17 protein-coding genes and 1 pseudogene are annotated in these 22,028 nt (G+C 53.2%); 8 read left to right on the forward strand and 10 right to left on the reverse strand.

The window, feature by feature from the left end:
- Window positions 1-45: 45 nt before the first annotated feature.
- Window positions 46-2,238, forward strand: a pseudogene (locus P0Y67_RS04770) (valine--tRNA ligase); the annotation flags it as partial.
- An 80-nt stretch (window positions 2,239-2,318) separates the two neighbouring features.
- Here P0Y67_RS04770 and P0Y67_RS04775 read toward each other — a convergent pair.
- From P0Y67_RS04775 to P0Y67_RS04785, 3 genes are all read right to left on the reverse strand, one after another.
- On the reverse strand, window positions 2,319-5,330 hold the full coding sequence (locus P0Y67_RS04775; RefSeq protein ID WP_342390948.1) for a leucine-rich repeat domain-containing protein: 3,012 nt from the start codon (window positions 5,328-5,330) through the stop codon (window positions 2,319-2,321).
- A gap of 347 nt (window positions 5,331-5,677) precedes the next feature.
- On the reverse strand, window positions 5,678-6,679 hold the full coding sequence (locus tag P0Y67_RS04780; RefSeq protein ID WP_342390949.1) for a M48 family metallopeptidase: 1,002 nt from the start codon (window positions 6,677-6,679) through the stop codon (window positions 5,678-5,680).
- Complete coding sequence (locus P0Y67_RS04785; protein ID WP_342390950.1) at window positions 6,676-7,827, reverse strand: YjgN family protein; 1,152 nt, start codon at window positions 7,825-7,827, stop codon at window positions 6,676-6,678. The genes P0Y67_RS04780 and P0Y67_RS04785 overlap by 4 nt, the downstream gene beginning before the upstream one ends.
- A gap of 279 nt (window positions 7,828-8,106) precedes the next feature.
- On the opposite strand from P0Y67_RS04785, the gene P0Y67_RS04790 reads away from it, so the two are divergent.
- Together P0Y67_RS04790 and P0Y67_RS04795 are read left to right on the forward strand one after the other, a co-directional pair.
- On the forward strand, window positions 8,107-8,520 hold the full coding sequence (locus P0Y67_RS04790) for a DUF2061 domain-containing protein (protein WP_342390951.1): 414 nt from the start codon (window positions 8,107-8,109) through the stop codon (window positions 8,518-8,520).
- Between the two features lie 74 nt (window positions 8,521-8,594).
- Entirely contained in the window at window positions 8,595-9,500 is a 906-nt protein-coding gene (locus P0Y67_RS04795) for a bifunctional helix-turn-helix transcriptional regulator/GNAT family N-acetyltransferase (protein ID WP_342390952.1), read from the forward strand.
- Window positions 9,501-9,573: 73 nt separating this feature from the next.
- Here P0Y67_RS04795 and rraB read toward each other — a convergent pair whose 3' ends face one another.
- Window positions 9,574-9,954 (reverse strand): ribonuclease E inhibitor RraB, encoded by a 381-nt coding sequence (gene rraB / locus P0Y67_RS04800; RefSeq protein ID WP_027251905.1) that lies wholly within the window; start codon window positions 9,952-9,954, stop codon window positions 9,574-9,576.
- Window positions 9,955-10,257: 303 nt separating this feature from the next.
- Between rraB and argF the strand changes: the two genes are divergently transcribed.
- From argF to P0Y67_RS04825, 5 genes are all read left to right on the forward strand, one after another.
- Window positions 10,258-11,262: an ornithine carbamoyltransferase gene (argF, locus tag P0Y67_RS04805; protein ID WP_342390953.1), complete on the forward strand. Its 1,005-nt coding sequence runs from the start codon at window positions 10,258-10,260 to the stop codon at window positions 11,260-11,262.
- Window positions 11,263-11,551: 289 nt separating this feature from the next.
- Window positions 11,552-12,481: an aspartate carbamoyltransferase gene (pyrB, locus tag P0Y67_RS04810; protein WP_342390954.1), complete on the forward strand. Its 930-nt coding sequence runs from the start codon at window positions 11,552-11,554 to the stop codon at window positions 12,479-12,481.
- Window positions 12,482-12,496: 15 nt separating this feature from the next.
- Window positions 12,497-12,961: an aspartate carbamoyltransferase regulatory subunit gene (gene pyrI, locus P0Y67_RS04815; protein ID WP_337114365.1), complete on the forward strand. Its 465-nt coding sequence runs from the start codon at window positions 12,497-12,499 to the stop codon at window positions 12,959-12,961.
- A gap of 274 nt (window positions 12,962-13,235) precedes the next feature.
- Window positions 13,236-14,219: a trypsin-like peptidase domain-containing protein gene (locus P0Y67_RS04820; RefSeq protein ID WP_342390955.1), complete on the forward strand. Its 984-nt coding sequence runs from the start codon at window positions 13,236-13,238 to the stop codon at window positions 14,217-14,219.
- A gap of 79 nt (window positions 14,220-14,298) precedes the next feature.
- A complete protein-coding gene (locus P0Y67_RS04825) occupies window positions 14,299-14,688 on the forward strand; it encodes a Rid family detoxifying hydrolase (protein ID WP_027251909.1) in 390 nt (129 codons plus the stop codon).
- A 54-nt stretch (window positions 14,689-14,742) separates the two neighbouring features.
- On the opposite strand, the gene idi is transcribed toward P0Y67_RS04825, so the two are convergent.
- The 6 genes from idi to cpdA form a co-directional block, all read right to left on the reverse strand.
- Window positions 14,743-15,276, reverse strand: a complete 534-nt coding sequence (gene idi, locus P0Y67_RS04830) for an isopentenyl-diphosphate Delta-isomerase (RefSeq protein WP_342390956.1) — start codon at window positions 15,274-15,276, stop codon at window positions 14,743-14,745.
- A 100-nt stretch (window positions 15,277-15,376) separates the two neighbouring features.
- Window positions 15,377-16,102, reverse strand: a complete 726-nt coding sequence (locus P0Y67_RS04835; protein WP_342390957.1) for a 1-acylglycerol-3-phosphate O-acyltransferase — start codon at window positions 16,100-16,102, stop codon at window positions 15,377-15,379.
- Window positions 16,103-16,274: 172 nt separating this feature from the next.
- Window positions 16,275-18,539, reverse strand: coding sequence for a DNA topoisomerase IV subunit A (parC, locus tag P0Y67_RS04840; RefSeq protein ID WP_027251912.1), 2,265 nt, complete (start codon window positions 18,537-18,539; stop codon window positions 16,275-16,277).
- Between the two features lie 71 nt (window positions 18,540-18,610).
- Window positions 18,611-20,500, reverse strand: coding sequence for a DNA topoisomerase IV subunit B (gene parE / locus P0Y67_RS04845; protein ID WP_342390958.1), 1,890 nt, complete (start codon window positions 20,498-20,500; stop codon window positions 18,611-18,613).
- Window positions 20,501-20,620: 120 nt separating this feature from the next.
- The gene (yqiA, locus tag P0Y67_RS04850; protein WP_342390959.1) at window positions 20,621-21,199 is read right to left on the reverse strand and encodes an esterase YqiA; all 579 of its coding nucleotides are present in this window, start codon (window positions 21,197-21,199) and stop codon (window positions 20,621-20,623) included.
- Entirely contained in the window at window positions 21,199-22,023 is an 825-nt protein-coding gene (cpdA, locus tag P0Y67_RS04855; protein ID WP_342390960.1) for a 3',5'-cyclic-AMP phosphodiesterase, read from the reverse strand. Before cpdA ends, yqiA begins: the two co-directional genes overlap by 1 nt.
- Window positions 22,024-22,028: the final 5 nt, after the last annotated feature.

The following is a 22,028-nucleotide window of genomic DNA, read 5'->3' on the forward strand; positions in this document are numbered from 1 at the left end:
TGCTGGGGCTGGTGAGCTTCGGTGAAGGGTGTGCCGGCAATCTGCCCGGAAACTGTGCTGGGTGATACCGGTGTGGCGGTGAACCCTGAAGATCCTCGCTACAAAGATCTGATTGGCCAGCACGTCCTGCTGCCAATCATCAATCGTTGCATCCCTATTGTCGGTGACGAGCACGCCGACATGGAAAAAGGCACGGGTTGTGTAAAAATCACCCCGGCGCACGATTTCAACGACTACGAAGTCGGTAAACGTCACAGCCTGCCGATGATTAACATCCTGACCTTCGATGCCAACATCCGCAACGAAGCTGAAGTCTTTAACACCAATGGCGAACCCACAGATGCCTACAGCACCGACATTCCGGCGGCCTATCAGGGCATGGAACGTTTCGAAGCGCGTAAAGCCATCGTGGCCGAGTTCGATCAGCTGGGTCTGCTGGATGAAGTCAAAGATCACGACCTGACCGTCCCTTATGGCGACCGTGGCGGCGTGGTGATCGAACCGATGCTGACTGACCAGTGGTACGTGCGCACTGCCCCGCTGGCAGCCCCCGCCGTGAAAGCGGTTGAAGACGGCGATATCAAATTTGTGCCGAAGCAGTACGAGAACATGTACTTCTCCTGGATGCGTGACGTGCAGGACTGGTGTATTTCCCGTCAGCTGTGGTGGGGTCACCGCATCCCGGCCTGGTACGACAACGACGGCAAGGTCTATGTGGGCCGTACCGAAGAAGAAGTGCGTGAGAAGTACAGCCTGGCGCCTGTCGTGGTGCTGAAACAAGACAATGACGTGCTGGACACCTGGTTCTCCTCGGCTCTGTGGACCTTCGGCACCCAGGGCTGGCCTGAGCAGACGGACGATCTGAAAGTCTTCCACCCGTCAGATGTGCTGGTAACCGGTTTCGACATCATCTTCTTCTGGGTTGCCCGCATGATCATGATGACCATGCACTTCTGCAAAGACGAAGACGGCAAAGCCCAGGTTCCGTTCAAAACCGTTTATGTCACCGGTCTGATCCGTGATGAGAACGGCGACAAGATGTCGAAATCGAAAGGCAACGTGCTGGACCCGATCGACATGATCGACGGGATTGATCTGGAGTCCCTGGTACAGAAACGTACCGGCAACATGATGCAGCCGCAACTGGCGGCGAAGATCGAAAAAAATACCCGCAAGACGTTCGAAAACGGCATTGAACCTTACGGCACCGATGCCCTGCGTTTCACCCTGGCAGCCATGGCGTCTACCGGCCGTGACATCAACTGGGACATGAAACGCCTGGAAGGTTACCGTAACTTCTGTAACAAGCTGTGGAACGCCAGCCGCTACGTGCTGATGAACACCGAAGATCAGGATTGCGGTTTTGCCGACGGTGCCGAGCTGGAATACTCACTGGCTGACAAGTGGATCGAGTCGCAGTTCGAGCTGGCGGCGAAAGAGTTCAATGCCCACATTGACAACTTCCGTCTGGATATGGCTGCCAACACGATCTATGAGTTCATCTGGAACCAGTTCTGTGACTGGTATCTGGAGCTGACCAAGCCGGTACTGTGGAAAGGCAGCGAAGCCCAGCAACGCGCAACCCGTCGTACTCTGATTACGGTGCTGGAGAAGACCCTGCGTCTGGCCCATCCGGTGATCCCGTACATCACGGAAACCATCTGGCAGAGCGTCAAGCCACTGGTGAAAGGTGTTGAAGGCGACACCATCATGACGCAGGCACTGCCTCAATATGATGATGCCAACTTCAATGCGGACGCCCTGGCAGACATTGAGTGGGTGAAGCAATTCATCACCAGTATCCGTAACCTGCGCGCCGAGTACGACATCGCACCAAGCAAAGGCCTGGATGTGATGCTCAAAGCCGCTGATGATAAAGACGCGGCCCGCCTGCAGCAAAACCAGGCCGTTCTGGTGGCGCTGGCGAAACTGGACAGCCTGCGTGTACTGGCAGACGGCGAAGCAACCCCAGCCTGCGCTACGGCGCTGGTCGGCAAGTCGACCCTGATGATCCCAATGGCCGGCCTGATCGACAAAGACGCCGAGCTGGCGCGTCTGGACAAAGAAATGGCCAAAACACAGGGTGAAATCAAGCGCATCGCGGGCAAACTGGGCAATGAAGGTTTCGTGGCCAAAGCCCCGGAAGCCGTCGTAGCCAAAGAGCGCGAGAAGCTGGAAGGTTACAAAGAAACCCTGATTAAACTGGAAGAGCAGAAAGCGACCATCGCGGCGCTGTAAGCGGTTTTCGGTTGACATCAAGACATCAAAAAGAGGCCGAATGGCCTCTTTTTTATACCGTTTTCGGCATGCTGACGACGCTATAAATCCGCAGGAAAGTCTGCTGGGCACGTCACCCCGGGCTGGACATCAACAGCAATATTGACGCCCAAACCTCTCAGTTCAGTCATTTGTGAACAAGGCACAACAACCGCCCCGGTGAGATCTACCCTTCTTAAAACCTTGTCGATATCCCCTTTCTTCAGTTCAATCAGCGGGCTGATATCCCTCCCCTGAAAACCTTGCAAGAGAATCTGCTCCGCGAGTGTAAAACGGAGAAAAACAGACAAATCCGTTACCTCAGTATATGAAATATCGATTTCTCTTAAATTCATTGATTTTCGCAAAGGCGATAAATCTGAAATGTCAGTCTTCGATAGATTCAGCTTACGTAACCTCGTTAACCCAAACAGTTCTGAAATGTCCGTGATTGGGTTACCGGAAATATCCAAAATTAAGAGGTCCGGTTTATTGTCAAACCAATGAGGATCAAGCCGGGTGAGCCCTGAGTCCGCAATCACCAATCCGTACAAATCATATAAGTCAGAAATAAAACCCAGATCTGTGCTCTGTATATGACCGACATTGAGATATCTCAGGCCGGGGAACTTATCCAGAAGATAGCCATCAGTCAGTCCTGTGCCATAAAAATTCGCGGTATACAGCTCAGTCAGTTGAGGCAGAGCACTAAAGTCGGTCAACAACGGACTGTTCTTGAGGCTTAACTGCCCCAGTTTCAGGACAGTGAATGCCGTGAGATCCGTCATCACTGTCTGTTCAATAGCGAGACTACGCAGTTTGGGTAAGCTCGCTAAGGAGGTGACATCCGTGATCTGGTTTTGCGCCAACACGCCCAAATAAGTCAGATAGGTCAATTGTTCCATCCCATCCAACTGGCTGATCCCCGCGTAATCCGGACCGCATTCAAGACGCCTGATATCCTCTATATCGAGGACTTTCGAAGAGTGTGACTCAATACATTGGCGAAGTTGCGGATCGATAATTTTATCCAGTACAACATTGGGGTAAGGCTGTACCTCAATCGAAAAGATCTCTGAAGCGGTCAGTTCATCCCAATCGCTGACCGTGACTTCGAAGGTCAGAGTTTCAGCGAGCTCTCCATTGAGTTCAGGCAAGCTAATTCTGAAAGAGTTTCTGGATTGCTTCTCTGTGAATTTCGCTGCCGGCCCACTGAGCTGCCGTAAAGAATAAAAATGGATCCCACCTATCCCTGTGTCTTGAGCCTGCACCAGCACATTGATTTGCGCCCTTTCATAACCATCACTGGAAGAAATTAACAGTATTTCAGGTGACGTACTGCGATAAAATCTCCGCGTTAGATTACTGTCCAGCTCTGTAATTCTGACATGATTGTGAGGCGAGCGGATAAAACTGTTTACCCCTCGATACAAAGCATTCAGTGTCTCAATATCATCTATTTGTCCGTTATCGGATAAGTCTTCAGACACCCGATCCAGCCAGTCGGTTAAACTCTGTGAATGTGTGTGCATGGCAACCATAGCCGCAGCCAGAGAGAGTGCATAATCAGACTCAGCACTGAAGCGCTCGATCTTGTTCCAGGGATCCATCAGGTTTACAGGTTCAGTGCCGACCACACTTGACCCACTCAATGCGTTTGTCACCTCTTGGTTTGCTTGTTCTACCGTGGTTTGAGTAAAGTGCTCCCCCAAGTTTTTGGCCCGGCGAAACGCCAGCTCAGTGAAGGGAGTGATATGAATCGATTGATCAGTGGCTTTCAGGTGGGTGACAGCATGTAAAGTTGACTCTAGCGGCACTGTCTTTCCCGTCGCTTCGCTGACGTACGTACCACCCGTCACCTCAGCGATGACCAATCCCTGATAAACATTGTTATTCCTGATCTGATACCAGCCATCCGATGTAGTAGTGGCTTCCCCGATGAGGGTACCGTCAACTTGGGTGATTTTGACCCTTGCCCCCTTAATGGGCCCTTTGAACGCCACACCGGAAATCACAGGAATCGGCAACACCCTGACATAGTAAGTTTGACTGACACTTAAGCCATCTATGTCAGTCACGGTTAACTCGAATGCCAGAGTCTGTTTTTTTACCGTGTCCGCTGCCTTGAAAAACATTGCCTCGGTATGAGCACCTTCCATCAACACTGTCGGCCCCATCACCTGACGCCAGTGATAAAACAGTTGCCCTTTATCATCGGTGATGTCAGGTGCTATGCGCAGTTGATGATTTGCATAGACAGACAGCATGTCTAACGGGGCCACAACAGGATAAGTATTGCGATAATGTTGCGTCTTGTTCACCACCACTTTGTTCTGCGCTGAATCGAGAAAAGCATTGATCCCTTTATTTAACCGGGTGAGTTGCAGCTCATCATCAAGCGTGCTGTTGTCCGCAATATCCTGATTGAGTTCGAACATCATGTGACTGAGTTTCATTTCCTCCGCTTCGGCGGCTTTCGTCATCCCGGCGATGACCAGCGCATAGTCGACTCTTGCGCCCGTTTCGCCCACGTTCGCTTCATCCAGCAGATCAACTGGCGCTTCGCTGACAATATCCAGATCTAACTGCATGGCTTTCGCCACCTTGCGGTTTGCTGCTGCGACAAGCTCAGGCACTAAAAAAGGCAGCTCGCGCACGGCCATTTCCGTCAGTAACGTCACATTCATGACAGAATCTTTTTCTGTCAGTACTTTCACTGAACGGAGTGAGTCGGTCAGAGGCGTTCGCATGCCCGTTGCTTCGTTAATGTAGTCCCCGCCGGTCGCATCAATCTGCACAACCCCACGATAAGACGCGTCCAGCGACAGGGTGTAAAAACCTTGATTATCGGTCACCGTACTTGCCAATTCTTTGCCATCGGCATCAAACGCGGTGACGGTCGCGTACGCAACCGGCCCTTTAAATACCTGCCCGCTTACCCTGGTTGATGTATCTTCAACCGGCGGTTTATCCGATTTTTTATCACCACTGTCACTGCCTCCGCCGTTACAGGCAGTGAGAAATATCACACTTGCAAGTAACACTATTTGTTTGATGTTTGAATATGTCAGCATCGCCATTTCCGTTTTATGACGCAATCCGATAAGAAAGCACAGTGATAAACCCTTATTCAGCAACAGGATAGTCAGCACTTCCCCTGCGTTATCAGGAGAAAGGCTTGGTATTTAAATATGCTACTGATTTATTAATATTCCGGAGGCGAAAGATACCTTGCATATACAATGCATTGCAATATCTGATTGATGCACCTGATTGAGTTTTGCGTTCTTATCTGGACACAAAGCGACCATCGCAGCGCTGTAAGCAGTTTCGGTTTACTCAGACAAAAAAAGCGACCGAGTTCGGTCGCTTTTTTATGCCACAATTTTAAGCCGAATCTCCGGCCTGAATCGGATGGATACTATTTCAAGGCCTGAATCCGTTGCTCCAGTTCGGGGTGACTTTGCAGCCATTCTGGTAACTCGCTGTCGCCATAGTGTTCCATAAAACGGTTAAACATGGCGGCCATCGGTTCTGTGGTGCCATAGTTTTTCAACATCTGCTCGGCCGCAAACTGATCCGCTTCGCGCTCGGCATCCCGCGAGTAGCCGCTGGAGGCAACGAATACCCCCGTGCTGGTCAGCATATCCGCCATCCCAGAGCTGTCGCCGACTATCAGTGCGGTGGCCACAGAAATCAGCGCCGATTGCACTACAGATTCCATCACATGCTGATGATACACATGCCCGACCTCATGCAACAAAATACTGTCCAACTCGGCGGGTGTGGTGGCCATTTCCACCAGTGAGTCCAGCACGACCACAGTACCATCGCTCAGGGCAAAGGCATTCGGGCCATGGGGCCAGGTCCGAAACACGATGTTCAGCTCAAAAGGCAACGGCGGCAGGTTGTCCTGCAATAAAGCAAATCTGTCCTGGATCTGCCACTGCTCCTGAGCATTGAGCTGGGAAGGTGACAGCATGTGATCATCCAGCGTTTCCAGAACATGCTCACCCAGATAAACAGGCACAGCTTGCGGCAGTAAACGGGTGAGCATATGACCGGCGGCCGGAATACCGTAACGATAAGCGCCCAGACACAATACGGCGACCAGTGCAGCGCTGGCCACGATTGCCAGCCAGTTTCGCTCCAGCCGATGTACCCAGCGCTGCGGCTGAACCGTGTTGAGGCGAACCCACTCAGCCAGCTCATGATCCTGAGCCGCTTTAAACTGCCAGCCATCAGCAAAATCAATGCTGGCGGGCAAGGCGCCCAAAGGCGGCGAGATCTGCAACTCTGCCACGGAAGTCATGACAACATGCTCGCCGCAGCGCAATGTCACCTGACCTGTCTGAGTGCAGTCCAGCTCAGCTTCCCGCCGCTCAGAACTGAGCGGCGGGTGGCAGAAGCCTTTGATGATCATCCAATGCCTACTCCGACATCAAAGGCCTGAGCCACTTCGTCGGCAATGGCCGCACCGTCATCGAAGGCTTCACCCGTCACGTTAAGCAGAGACAAATCACCGATCACAGCCGTATTATCGGCCAGATAACGCTGGGTACGCACCATGGCCCAGGGGCGTGCCAGTCCCAGTGTCAGCAGTTGCATCAGGATATTCGACACAATCAGCCAGACAAACGCCGGGGTTCGCAGCGAAGAGGAAAAGCCATACTCTGGCTCACCGGCTGCTTTCAGCTGAGCAAAGGTGTAATTGCGGGTGCGGGCTTTGACAAATGCCGATACGGCAACCATCACCAGCAGCATACCTGTGTAAACGATAAATATTGCCAGGAAAGGCCAGAGTGCCCCGCCCTGCAGATTTGCAAACTGCCCGCTGGCAATGGATGACACCGCCCCCGCACCTGCCACCAGCACAAACAAGCCAATCAGTGCCACAAACAGCCCCAACCCGAGCAAAGCCGCCAGCACAGTGGTTTTCACAAAAAAACCTGTGCCTATCTCGGCGCTGAACTGACGATCACCATACTGGTAGCCATTGGCAAAATAGCGGGTGATCGTGGCCGTAACATTGGCAAAGACATACAGGTATACCGCGACCGAAAGCAACGCAAACAGCCCGCCGACTAACATAGATTTATCAAACACCATGGCAGTGATCGCAAACAGGATCACCAGCGGGATCATGGAAACCAAACCACATCCCATCATGGCCCAATATGCCCCTTTCACCGAGCCGTTAAAGTTGAAACGTACATTGCGGTAGCTGCTCATGCGGGCATCAAAACGGGCATTATTGCGGGCTAGCAATGGATAAACGCCAAAAAAAGCCAGCATCAGCACAAGGGCAAAAAGCGGCATAAAATTGCTGGCCGTAAACCACACCAGTACACAGGCAGAGGCAATAACACGGCCAATCAGGATCTGCTTCGGGGTCGCATGATAATCAAACCGATCCCCGGCCAGCTCAGTGTTCCCGTAAAAATATTTCTTGGTGCGGACTTTCGCCCAGGCAGAATAAATCCCAAGAGTGATGACAGAGAGCAGAATATTCACGATCCAGATACCGAAAAATTCGCCTCCCTGACCGTGAAACCTAACCTTGTTTTCCATTGTTTTATCCTAAGTCTTCGCAAAAAATGTGAAAAAACCAGCCCATCGCTGGAAAAAGTGGTGCTTCAATATAAATCAAACAAATGCAACTGACAGCATAAAGTTGTTGCTCGCCGTTGAGTTCAGAAACAGCACTCTCAATCATAAAGCGACGATAAGTCATTATTCATGTTTATTTATATCAAGCCATAGAATCTAACTATTGATTGGATAGAATCAAACGCTTTTACTGATTGAATGGTAGCCCCCATACTGAGAACATCTACAGAGGGTTTGACTATGAAAAAGACACTCAGCTTTGCTGCCATTCACTTTACTGTTGCCTTCAGCATTGCCTATTTGCTGACGGGTGATGTGATCCTGGGCAGCCTGATCGCCATGATTGAGCCTATGGTCAATACAGTGGCTTTTTATTTTCACGAGAAAGCCTGGCAATGGCCGGTGCTGAAACAGTCCCGCTTTGGCAAACCTGCCAATAAAACCCTGAGTTTTGCGGTGATCCACTTCAGTGTGGCCTTCAGTGTGGCGTACTTGCTGAGTGGCAGCTGGATGGTCGGTGGCGTGATGGCACTGATCGAACCGTCAATCAATACGCTGGCTTATCTGGCGCATGAAACGGTCTGGCAACGAAAAGAACAAAGCCGGCAAAAAGCCGCTTTCTCATCCTGCCCGCATCACTCGCTCATCCATTAACTTGTTCCCTGTTGACATAGTTGTGATTCGCAATTACATTTAGTTGCAAACCACAACAATATGGACACATCAACATGGATGCCCAGACACTTCGTCAGTTATCCCGTCAGCTTGTGCGCCAGCTCGGCATGCTCGACAGCCAGTGCGGCAACATGGATCTCACCCCGGTTCAGGCCCATGCCCTGATTGAACTGGACGCGAATCCCTGCACAGTCAACGAGATGGCCGCCCTGCTCAATGTGGATAAATCCAACGCCAGCCGCACACTGGCGGTGCTGAGCAACAGCGGGCTGATCGTCAGCCATCCGCATCCTGATGATAAACGCAGCCAGATTGCCAGCCTTACCGCGGCAGGCCAGTCCAGACTGGCTGAACTGCACCAGAGACTGAATCAGCAGGTCGACGGTTTTCTGGCGCAAATGGACGCAGATGAAATCGAACAGCTGGGCAAGAGTCTGGAGCGGTACCGCAAAGCCATGGTGATGGCGGGCAGACAGCAAAACTACGAGATTCGTCCGCTGACGCCATTGGACAATGCGTCGATTGCGGCCGTGATCCGAAAAGTCTCTGCGGAATACGGACTGACAGCAGACAAGGGCTATGGCGTGGCCGATCCCACCTTAGACAGCATGAGTGAGGTTTACCAGCCTGAAGGGCACGCTTACTGGGTTATTGAACACCGTCACCGGGTGCTCGGAGGCGGCGGTATCGCCAGGCTGGCAGGCGAAGAAAATATCTGCGAGCTGCAGAAAATGTATTTCCTGCCTGAGTTACGCGGTTTGGGTCTGGCGCGTAAGCTCGCGGTCAAGGCGCTGCAATTTGCCCGTGAACAGGGCTACCGGGCCTGCTATCTGGAAACCACCGCCAATCTGACAGAAGCCATTGCGCTGTATGCATCGTTAGGTTTTGAACACACCAAAGAACCTATGGGCAACACAGGCCACGACGCCTGTGAGATCCGGATGGTGAAGTGGTTCTGAGCATCCGCGGTTTAGCAACTGACAGATAAGAAAAAAGCTGGCAAGCCAGCTTTTTCCTCAGCACTGAATGGAATTACTCTTCGTCGTCTTCACCAGACTCAAAGTACGTTCCCCAGCCGTCGTAATCGATATTGTACTTCTGCGCCAGCTCTACCAGCCTGAGTACCTGCTCATCGATCAGCTCGGCGTCCAGGGCCGACTCCATCACTGCATCGAAGCAAACGACTGTACCGCCACCGTCTTCTTCATCCAGCTCCAGCTCTTCGGCATCCATCACTTCAAAGCCCATCTTGAAGGCTTCAGCAGCGGCGCCTTCCAGCTGAGCAAATGTATCAGCAGAAAAATGGTGTTCAATCGAATACAGCGCATCCGGATCACTGCCATCTTCCAGCAGGGACTCAATGATCTCGCGAGTCTCTTCCTTCTGCTCTTCAATCAATTCTGCGTAAGACATAAGGTCTCTCCAAATAGGGGCACCAGCCACACTAGTATGTATGAAATTGGCCGCCAATATGGCACGGATCCCCGCGAATTTCCATCCTCTGTCGTGATTTCCCGCCCCATTCTCTGTTCAGCGAAAGTTGCACTATCGCCTTTCTGATGCAACAGGCGATTTTTCCCGCATTTACTTACGGCTTTGCGATTGACACAGGTATATATAATTTCATATTTTATGGGTAATTATTCATAAAACATCAATTTTCATACATAACGCAGCGATCAGTGTTCGCTGAAGTCATGAACACGAGGACGAGATATGGCATTTAATCTGCGCAACCGGAATTTTCTCAAGCTGCTGGATTTCACCCCACGCGAAATCGGGCACCTGTTGTCGCTTTCCGCAGAACTGAAAAAAGCCAAATACGGCGGTTATGAACAGCCGCGCCTGAGCGGTAAGAACATTGCCCTGATTTTCGAAAAGTCCTCAACCCGTACCCGCTGCGCTTTTGAAGTCGCAGCCTTTGATCAGGGTGCCCGTGTGTCTTATCTCGGCCCGTCCGGCAGCCAGATCGGCCACAAAGAATCCATGAAAGACACGGCGCGTGTGCTTGGCCGTATGTACGACGGTATCCAGTACCGGGGTTTCGGTCAGTCTGTGGTTGAAGAGCTGGGACAATATGCCGGTGTGCCGGTCTGGAACGGTCTGACCGATGAATTCCATCCCACTCAGATTCTGGCCGATTTTCTGACCATGCAGGAACACAGCCCGGGCAAGCAGTTACAGGACATAACATTTGCCTATCTGGGTGATGCCCGTAACAACATGGGTAATTCCCTGATGGTCGGTGCGGCCAAGATGGGAATGGACATCCGGCTGGTTGCCCCAAAAGACTACTGGCCAGAAGAGGGTCTGGTCACCCAGTGTCTGGCGATTGCTGCGGAGACAGGCGCCCGCATTACCCTGACCGAGTCGGTGCAGGAAGGCGTGCAAGGCTGTGATTATCTGTATACCGACGTCTGGGTTTCAATGGGTGAAGCACAGTCGGCCTGGGACGAGCGGGTCAAAACCATGCTGCCGTACCAGGTTAACGCGTCGACACTCAAGGCAACCGGCAATCCCAATGTGAAATTTATGCACTGCCTGCCAGCGTTTCACAACGATGAAACCACTGTAGGTAAAGAGGTGGCCGAAAAGTATGGTCTGTCTGGCCTGGAAGTGACCGAAGAAGTCTTCGAGTCAGCCCACTCTATCGTCTTCGATCAGGCCGAAAACCGAATGCACACCATTAAAGCCGTGATGGTCGCGACTTTAGGTCAATAGCACTGACATATGCGTAGCCGTCAGGGTCAGATTCGGTGCAGGCAAACGCTTGCGCCATAGAGAAATGGCGGTATAATCCTCCGCAATTTGTCTAGCGAGTACCAAAAATGGCCCAATCTGCGATCACAGTTGTGCAGCGACGCCGCCGGTTAACGGTGTGCCGTGCCGTTTTTGTTACTCCGGATCGTCATCCGAAAGCCTCCTGATCTCAGGGGGCTTTTTTTTGCCTGTACGATAGCCAAGACAGACCCAAAGCCACCCGTTCCAGACTAAAAGAGGGAAAAGCGCCATGGCGAATTCGCTATATCATAAGCACATTATTTCCATCCCCGAGCTTAGCCGCAGCGAACTCGAGCTGATCGTTGACACCGCGGCCCAGCTGAAGAAACAGCCGAATCCTGAACTGCTCAAGCACAAAGTGATTGCCAGCTGTTTCTTCGAGCCATCTACCCGCACCCGCCTTTCGTTTGAAACGGCGATTCAGCGTTTAGGCGGCAGCGTGATTGGTTTCGATAATGGCGGTAATACCTCACTGGCGAAAAAAGGCGAAACCCTGATCGACTCGGTTCAGGTCATTACCTCTTACGTGGATGCGTTCGTGATGCGCCACCCGCAAGAAGGGGCCGCCCGTCTGGCGTCAGAATTCTCTGGCAAAGTGCCGGTGATCAATGCCGGTGACGGTGCCAATCAGCACCCGACCCAAACCCTGCTGGATTTGTTCAGTATCGCCGAAACCCAGGGCCGCCTGGACAATCTCAATGTTGCCTTTGTCGGCGATCTGAAATACGGCCGGACGGTGCACTCACTGACGCAGGCGCTGTCGAAGTTCAACAACATCCGTTTTTATTTCATCGCCCCGGAAGCGCTGGCGATGCCCGATTACATCTGCGAAGAGCTGGATGAGGCCGGTATTGCGTACAGCCTGCACACCCAGATGGAAGAAGTGATCCCCGAGCTGGACGTCCTGTATATGACCCGGGTGCAAAAAGAGCGCTTTGATGAATCCGAATATGCGCACATGAAAGCGGCTTATATCCTGAGTGCTGACATGCTGGCCCATGCCCGGGAGAACCTCAAAGTACTGCACCCGCTGCCACGGGTGGATGAAATCACCACGGATGTCGATAAAACCCCGCATGCCTATTATTTCCAGCAGGCGGAAAATGGCGTCTATGCCCGGCAGGCACTGCTGGCACTGGTCCTCAATCAAGACATTTAAGCAGGAGAATATCACATGACAAAAGAGTCCCAACTTCAGGTTGAAGCCATTAAGAACGGTACTGTCATTGACCACATCCCTGCCAATGTCGGGATTAAAGTGCTGCGTTTATTCCAACTGCATCAGGCCGAAGAAAAAGTCACGATTGGCCTCAATCTGCCTTCCTCGGTACAGGGCACCAAAGATTTGATCAAAATCGAAAATGTGTTCCTCAATGAGGAGCTGGCTAACCAGCTGGCGCTCTACGCCCCCAAGGCGACAGTGAACCAGATAGAAGACTATAAAGTAGTGAAGAAGCTGACCCTGTCGCTGCCGTCACAGATCAACGCCGTCTTTAAGTGCCCGAATTCAAACTGCATTACTCACAATGAGCCGGTGGACAGCAGCTTTAAAGTGGTGACCAAACATGATGAAGTCCGCCTGAAGTGCAAGTACTGTGAAAAAGTATTCGCGCGCGACATCGTGACCGATTACCACTGATTTTCCGGCATTCATGCCTGAAAAACCGCTTGTGACAAAAATAAGAAAGCCGACTCAGCCCTGAGCCGGCTTTCACGTTTTTTCCCCTTTTACGGCCTCCGTTCCGCCATTCTCAGTTCGACAACATACTTTCACGCACCCCGTCTCTAGACTCAGGAAAAGTGCCACTTTTGGCCTCTTTGACAGCCAGAGTGCCGCTTAATGTCAAAATCCGTACCGAACGGATATCGACCCGTTCTGTAAAAGAAAGTGTGACCAACAACGAGAACATAGCATGAATATCTGTGCGCAGTTTTGTCATCGTTATCTCTGGCCTTTTGTCCCCGTCCGGCCTGCCATCCTGGCCGGCTTGATCCTGTCCGGTTGCGTGACGACAAACGGGGACGTCTTTGATGCACCGAAACATCTGGCCAACCAGCAGGTTGTGATCGGCGTGCCCATTTTGCTGGGCGGATTTGGCTCAGCCGTGCCTGTCACCCCACATTTGCAGGTGACGGCCAAGCATGTGGCACGTTATTCCTGGAACCGGGATGTGATTTATCACCCGCTGTGCGATCTGGCATTGATCCGCACCGATTCTGCTCAGGTACCGACCTGGGGGTTAATTTTTCCGGATCAGCCCGTGGTTCATCAGGGCCACTCTCTGCTCGGAACCAGCATTGAAGGGAAAGGCAAGTACCTGCAGGATGTTATAGACACCAATAACAATTGCCTGTATTCACTGAGTGATGCGCCGGTCATGTCAGGGATGAGCGGCGGCCCTGTGTTCAATGACGCCGGGGAAATTGTCGGGATTACGGTCGCCATTGTCGATAACCCGGAAGATCTCGCCAACCTGCGCCCGGCCGCGCGATACAGCCAGTTTGTCCCTGCCACGCTGATTTTTGACTGGCTGCAGGAGCTGGGCATACGCCCTGTGTCAGCCAGCCCGGCGCTGGCCAGCGCTCAGGTCTCGCCTTATGTCAATCGCCTCAACCGCAGCACAGACGTGCCCGACTCTCTGGGTCTGCCCGATAACCAGAGTCACAGCAGCAACGGCCTGACACCGCTTGTCGCCCCTCACAATGCGGCGGCAGCCTCCCCGCTCACCAGCTATGCAACGCCAGTGTCCGGCTCGTTCCCGCCGCCGGATGAAAACAGTAATAATGTTGCCCTGCAGCACAGTGCAACCACTATCTATCAGGAAGAAAAACCCGAAACCAGCCGTTCGCCGGCCGAGGTCATCCAAAACCTGAGCAATGATCCCACGTTCCGCTAGCAAACCTTTTGACCTGTTCGTCAAGGCATTGCACACTAGAGGCCATAAGCATTTCTGTTGAAGCCAAAAAGGATCAAACATGACTCAAGTACTGCACACAGACAAAGCACCTGCCGCTATCGGCCCATACGTTCAGGGTGTTGATCTCGGTAACATGGTTCTGACCTCGGGCCAGATCCCGGTCAACCCGGTCACGGGAGAAGTGCCGGAAGATATCGCCGCTCAGGCTCGCCAGTCGCTGGAGAATGTCAAAGCGGTCGTCGAATCTTCAGGGCTGAAAGTGGCGGATATCGTGAAAATGACGGTATTTGTGAAAGATCTGAACGATTTTGGCACAGTCAATGAAGTGTACGGCAATTTCTTTGATGAAAACCACGCCTCCTACCCGGCACGCTCTTGTGTGGAAGTCGCTCGCCTGCCAAAAGATGTCAAAATCGAAATTGAAGCCATTGCGGTCCGCAAAGCCTGAGGCTTACCGGCATAGTGCACAGTACCAATAAAGACGGGTTAGCCCGTCTTTTTGTTATTTAAGTGCTGCCAGCACCTTGTGATACACCTGACTGAACCAGGCCGTGAACTGCTGCGGTTGGCGGTTCAGACAAGCCGTTAACTCCGCTTGCGGCCACCAGCGATAGGCCATCACCTCCTCGGGGTTAGGTACTATGTGCAGATCTGAAGTTTCCGCCACCAGAACATAATCCAGTTCATGCTCTGTCAGATCATTATCCAGTTCAGCCCGGTAAATGAAGCGGGCGACCTGTTCAAACTGCGCCACCTCGGCTATCCCCATTTCCTCGCCCAGCCGGCGTATTGCCGCCTGCTGCAGACTCTCACCGTCGCGCGGATGCGAGCAGCAGGTATTGGTCCATAAACCACCGCTGTGATACTTACCTAACGCCCGCTGTTGCAGCAGATATTCCCTGCCTGACGCCGTCTGGCGGTACAGCAGGACGGAAAACGCCAGATGCAGCCTGCCGTCACGGTGAGCCTGCATTTTTTCCGCCAGGCCGAGGTGCTCACCGGCCTGATTCACCAATATCACGTATTCCCGGCTCATCACTCACCTCTCTCTGACGGCTAAAAGGTCATACTGCCCTGAAAACAAAGACAGGCCCTAACGGCCTGCCTTCCTGAAAATTCGACGCAACCCAAAACGGTTATTTTGCTGAACGGGCCTGCGCTTCGGCGTTCAGATCATCCAGCTTAGCTGCCATCAGATTGCGACAGTGTTCTGACAGCTCGCGGACATCTTCTTTGGTCATGCCTTCCGTTGAGACAGGCGGCATCACTTCCACAATCACCACGCCGTTATTCCAGCGGTTAAACTTCACCTTGTCGGTAGAGCTGCACACAATAGGCACCACAGGCACACCGGCCCCGATGGCGGCATGAAAAGCACCGGTTTTAAAAGGCAACAGACCCCGGCCACGAGAGCGGGTACCTTCCGGGAACATCCATACCGAGACCTTGCGCTCTTTAATTTTAGCCACCACCTGACCGATAGTCCCCATCGCTTTACTGCGATTGGCGCGATCTATCAGAATGTTGCCTGTCAGCCAGTATAACTGACCAAATAACGGCATCCACAGCAGGCTTTTTTTACCGACAGTCACAGTGCGTGGCAGCACGGCGCCTGAAATCGTAAACAAATCATAGTTATTCTGATGGTTGCCTATATGTACGCTCGGACCGACTTCCCGCGCGGCGTCCGCAACCCGTAATTCCAGTTTAATGCCCAGAAAGCGGGCCATTTTCGCGAAATACAGCGCAATAGTGTGGACGTGTTTCGGGTTACGCGGGCTTAACAGGCAGTAACCACAGCCAAACACAAACATGACGATGGCAAACAGCGTAAGTGCCAACAGTCGTAATACAGCAATCATCAGATTCTCCTCAGCGTACAAGCGTGCGCTAGTATACTCAGTCAAAGGGAAATTACACCCTTATCACGGCTTTTTTGTTTGATCCTGACGCCATTTCCGTTCGCTAAAGCGCAAATAAAATAAGCCTCTGAACGAGGCTTATTGAGTCTGATGCGCTGACGGCGAATGGCAATCAGCTGTCTTCATTCTGATCCGGATACGCAATTTCATAACTGGTGACCCGCTGCAGACCGCGAGGCAGCATAGCGCCTCTTCTGCCACGCTCACCATAGAAATTCTCAAGATCCGACACTTTCAGGCCCAGCTTACGTTTACCTGCATACAGGGTCAGCTCGCTGCCTGCCGGTAAGACCAGTAAGTGAGACAGAAACTCTTCCCTGGCTTTGGCTCTGGCCGACGGAATGTTGATAATCTTGTTGCCCTTGCCTTTACCCAGTTGCGGCAGATCCTGGATCGGGAAGATCAGCATGCGGCCTTCATTGGTAATCGCCAGCACCTGATCTTTGCTCAGATCCGAGATCGGCTGGGGCGGCATCACCTCACATTCCGCCGGAACGGACAGCAAGGCCTTACCATTGCGGTTCTTGGAGATCATATCGCTGGCCTTGCAGACAAAGCCATAACCGGCATCAGAGGCCATCAGCCAGTATTGCTCTTCTTCGGACATCAGCACCTGACGCACGCTGCTGCCGGCCGTAATATTGAGACGACCGGTCACAGGTTCGCCCTGACTCCGCGCCGAGGGCAGTGTATGGGATTCCAGCGCATAGCTGCGGCCATCGCTGCCAATAAAGATCGCAGGCTGGTTACTCTTACCGCGGGCATGGCTCAGGTAACTGTCGCCAGACTTAAAGTTCAGGCTGCTCGGATCCACCTCGTGCCCTTTGGCGTGGCGGATCCAGCCTTTGTCGGACAGCACCACAGTGATAGCTTCGCTTGGCAGCAAATCACGTTCAGTCATCGCCTTGGCTTCCGCACGCTCAACCAGCGGCGAACGGCGATCATCACCGTATGTCTCGGCATCGGCCAGAATTTCTTTCTTCAGCAAAGTGTTCATGCGTCGCTCAGAGCCCAGCAGCTGTTCCAGCTTCTCACGCTCTTTGCTCAGCTCATCCTGCTCGCCGCGGATCTTGATCTCTTCCAGCTTGGCTAACTGGCGTAATTTGATCTCAAGAATGGCTTCAGCCTGCGTCGCACTCAGCCCGAAGCGGCTGATCAGCTCAGCTTTCGGATCGTCTTCCGTGCGGATAATCTCAATCACTTCGTCGATATTGAGATAAGCCGCCAGTAAACCTTCAAGAATGTGCAGGCGCGCCAGCACTTTATCCAGACGGTGCTGCAAACGGCGGCGCACGGTTTCGCGGCGGAAGACCAGCCATTCTGACAAGATGGTCACCAGGCCTTTCACCTGAGGACGGCCATCCAGCCCCAGCATGTTGAGGTTCACCCGGAAGCTCTTTTCCAGATCGGTCGAGGCAAAGAGGTGCTCCATCAGCTGCTCGGCGTCGACCCGGTTTGAACGCGGAACGATGACAATGCGGGTCGGGTTCTCGTGATCCGACTCGTCACGCAAGTCTTCCACCAGCGGCAGCTTCTTGGCGCGCATCATGCCGGCAATCTGCTCCAGCAACTTAGAGCCGGATACCTGATGCGGCAGTGCAGTGATAATGATTTCGCCGTTGTCCTTCGACCACACAGCCCGCATCTTCACGCTGCCTTTACCGGTACGGTAAATTCTTTTCAGATCCTCGCTCGAAGAGGTGATTTCCGCTTCCGTCGGGTAATCCGGGCCTTTGACGAATTCCATCAGGGCATCCAGATCCGCCTGCGGATGCTCAATCAGATGCACCACGGCATTGGCCACTTCACGAGCGTTATGCGGCGGAATATCGGTCGCCATACCCACGGCAATACCTGTCACCCCATTGAGTAAAATATGCGGCAGCCGGGCTGGCAGCATAGTCGGCTCTTTCATGGTGCCGTCGAAGTTCAGTCCCCACTCCACCGTGCCCTGACCCAGCTCGCTCAGCAGGATTTCAGAGAAACGGGACAGACGCGATTCGGTATAACGCATCGCGGCGAACGATTTCGGATCATCCGGGGCACCCCAGTTCCCCTGACCGTCCACCAGCGGGTAACGGTATGAGAAGGGCTGCGCCATCAGTACCATGGCTTCGTAGCAGGCCGAGTCGCCGTGCGGGTGGTATTTACCCAGAACGTCACCGACAGTACGGGCCGATTTCTTGTATTTGGCTGTGGCGCTCAGGCCCAGCTCTGACATAGCGTAAATAATCCGGCGTTGTACCGGTTTCAGGCCATCGCCGATAAACGGCAGGGCCCGGTCCATGATTACGTACATGGAGTAATTCAGATAGGCATCTTCAGTAAACTTGCGCAGCGGCAGCTGCTCGATACCTTCCATTGAGACATCAGTCATGGTGGCTAAATCCGTGTTGTCCTGATACCTGCCGGTCTGACCGGCAGGCGGAAATCATCAATTGGCGAGGCTCAGACTTCCACGTCGGCCAGATCACCCTTACTCTGCAGCCAGCTACGGCGGTCTTCAGCGCGTTTTTTACCCAGCAACATATCCATCATCAGGATAGTCTGCTCGTCATCATCCACTGTCAGTTGCACCAAACGGCGCGTATTGGGATCCATAGTGGTTTCACGCAGCTGTAAGGGGTTCATCTCACCCAGACCTTTAAAGCGCTGCACATTCACTTTGCCGCGTTTGCCGCTGAGGCGATCGAGAATGCCTTCTTTCTCCGCCTCGTCCAGGGCGTAATACACTTCTTTCCCCAGATCGATACGGTACAAAGGCGGCATGGCGATGTACACATGACCGGCTCGTACCAAGGCTTCAAAATGCTTCATGAACAGCGCACATAACAAGGTGGCGATATGCAGACCATCCGAGTCGGCATCGGCCAGCACACAAATCTTACCGTAGCGCAGGCCGCTCAGATCATCACTGTCCGGGTCAATCCCCAGCGCCACTGAAATATCATGGACTTCCTGTGAGGCCAGTACCTGATCCGCCGACACTTCCCAGGTGTTCAAAATCTTACCGCGCAACGGCATGATCGCCTGAAACACACGATCACGAGCCTGTTTGGCGGAACCGCCTGCTGAGTCACCTTCCACCAGGAAAAGTTCGGTTTTATTCAGATCCTGCATCGAACAGTCGGCCAGTTTGCCCGGTAATGCCGGTCCGCTGGTGATTTTCTTACGCACCACTTTCTTGCTGGCACGCATCCGGCGATGGGCATTGGCAATACACAATTCCGCCAGCTGTTCGGCAATTTGCGGGCGCTCATTGAGCCACAGGCTGAACGCATCTTTGACCACGCCCGAGACAAAGGCCGCACACTGACGGGATGACAGGCGTTCTTTGGTCTGACCGGCAAACTGCGGATCCTGCATTTTCACCGACAGCACATAGGCACAGCGCTCCCAGATATCCTCAGCCGTCAGTTTCACCCCGCGCGGCAGCAGGTTACGGAATTCACAAAATTCCCGCATCGCATCCAGCAAGCCCTGACGCAGGCCGTTAACATGCGTGCCGCCCTGCGCCGTTGGGATCAGGTTCACATAGCTTTCAGTGATTAACTCACCGCCTTCCGGCAACCAGACCACGGCCCAGTCGGCCGCTTCGGTCTGTCCGCTAAAGACCCCGGTAAAGGGGGGTTCCGGCAGCAGGGTATAGCCCTTGACCCCTTCAAACAGGTAATCTTTCAGGCCATCTTCGTAGCACCAGCGCAGGGTTTCGTTGGCTAATTTGTCGGTGAAGACAATTTCCAGGCCAGGGCACAGTACCGCCTTGGCTTTCAGCACGCTTTTCAGGCGGCTGACTGAAAACTTCGGGCTGTCGAAATACTTACCATCCGGCCAGAAATGAACACGCGTCCCCTTGGCGCGACGGCCGCAGGTATCAATGACTTCGAGTTCACTGACTTTATCGCCGTTTTCAAACGCAATCTGATACACCTGTCCGTCACGTTTGACCGTGACTTCGACGCGCTTAGACAGGGCGTTCACCACAGAGATACCGACCCCGTGCAAGCCGCCTGAGAACTGGTAGTTTTTGTTAGAGAATTTGCCGCCTGCGTGGAGTTTACACAGGATCAGCTCGACCCCGGATACCCCTTCTTCCGGGTGAATATCCACAGGCATACCCCGACCGTCATCAATCACCTCAAGCGATTGATCATCGTGCAGGATCACTTCGACTTTCCTGGCATGGCCAGCCAGGGCTTCATCGACACTGTTGTCGATGACTTCCTGACCCAGGTGGTTTGGCCGCGCCGTGTCGGTATACATGCCAGGGCGACGTCGAACCGGCTCTAGGCCGTTCAGAACCTCAATGGCTCCAGCGTTATAGCTTTGGTCTGTCATAGATTCGGAAAGTTACGAGAAAATGTTGCCACAATAGTCAGTAACCTCAGCCTTGATGTCAAGCTGAGGCTAATACGAGTCAATAAACAATGCCGTGCCAAAAAGCACGCTGCGAAACAGTTATAAACCTAAAAAGCGGACAATATCGGCGGGATAACGATTAAATCCAATGAAACTGTGATCGCCGTTCGGTTCTACCGTCTGACGACAGGCTGCATACTTTTCCACCGCCTGACGGTAGTCCAGCACCTCATCACCTTCCTGCTGCAACAACCACAGTAAATCCGGCTGATTCAGCTCAGGCATCTCCAGCAGCTTCAGCTCATCCATGTGAACCGGCGACAAGGCGTACTTTTCTTGCGTATACGGGTTTACCTGCTCACCCAGATAATCTGCCAGCAGCTCAAAAGGCTTCACGGCCGGGTTAACCAGCACAGCAGGCAAGTGATGCCGCTGGCTCAGCCAGGTGGCCAGATAGCCGCCCAGCGAACTGCCCACCAGGCCAATGCGATATGTCGGCTTTAACTCAGTCACTAATGTATCAATAGCGTGCGCCGCCTGGCTCGGGTAAGAGGGTAATTGTGGGATCTCGAGCCGGATATCAGGCCGGCTCGCCCGGCAGTATTGTGCCATCAGCCGGGCTTTCATCGATTGCGGCGAGCTGTTGAAACCGTGCAGATAAAGCAGTAAAGATTCCATCAGTAACCTGCGGCGTCAAACTGCGGCGAGAAACTGCGCTGGCGCACCCGCTCGACTTTGGTATCAATCTCGCCGTTCGCTTGCAGGCTCAGCCAGCGCCATCCGGGGTTAGACTGATCCAGAGCAAAATCGTTGGAGTCAGGTTTAAACTGGATACAGGTCGATGGCGTGGCCAGCACCCGAACCCCCTGATGCAGCACATCCAGTTCCTGGTGAATATGTCCGCATAACACGGCTTTCACCTGAGGATACTCAGAGACCACCTGCCAAAAAGCCTGATGATTTTTCAGCTGATGCTGATCCAGCCAGCGGCTGCCGGCTGCCAGTGGATGATGATGCAGCAGCACCAGCGCATGGCGGTCCGGGTGAGCGGCCAGAGCCTGATCCAGCATCTGAAGCTGCGCCTGACTTAATTCACCGTGCGGTACGCCCACCACCTGACTGTCGAGCAGGATCACCTGCCAGCGCTCACCGGCCAGCACCTGATCACAGGCTTTGATCTGCGGTGAAGGCAGCACGCTTTTCATGCTGGGTTGATAGTCGTGATTGCCGGGCAGCCAGAAGCAGGGCTGCACCCAGCGCCCGATCCCATCGGCAAAGCGCTGGTAGGAGGCCGGTGTGTGATCCTGCGAGATATCACCCGTTGCAATAATGGCATCAAACGGGCGTAACTGGGCCGCCACTTCGTCGAGTACGGCATGAAAGCTGTCTTTTGTTGCTACGCCCAGCAGGCTGCCTGTGGCATCCGCAAACAAATGGGTGTCGGTCAGTTGCAGCAAAAGTACACTATCTGAATTATCCTGCGGCAGAGAATAGGTCTGCAAAACGT

The sequence above is a fragment of the Photobacterium sp. SP02 genome, from assembly GCF_038519165.1.
Classification (GTDB): Bacteria; Pseudomonadota; Gammaproteobacteria; order Enterobacterales; family Vibrionaceae; genus Photobacterium; species Photobacterium halotolerans.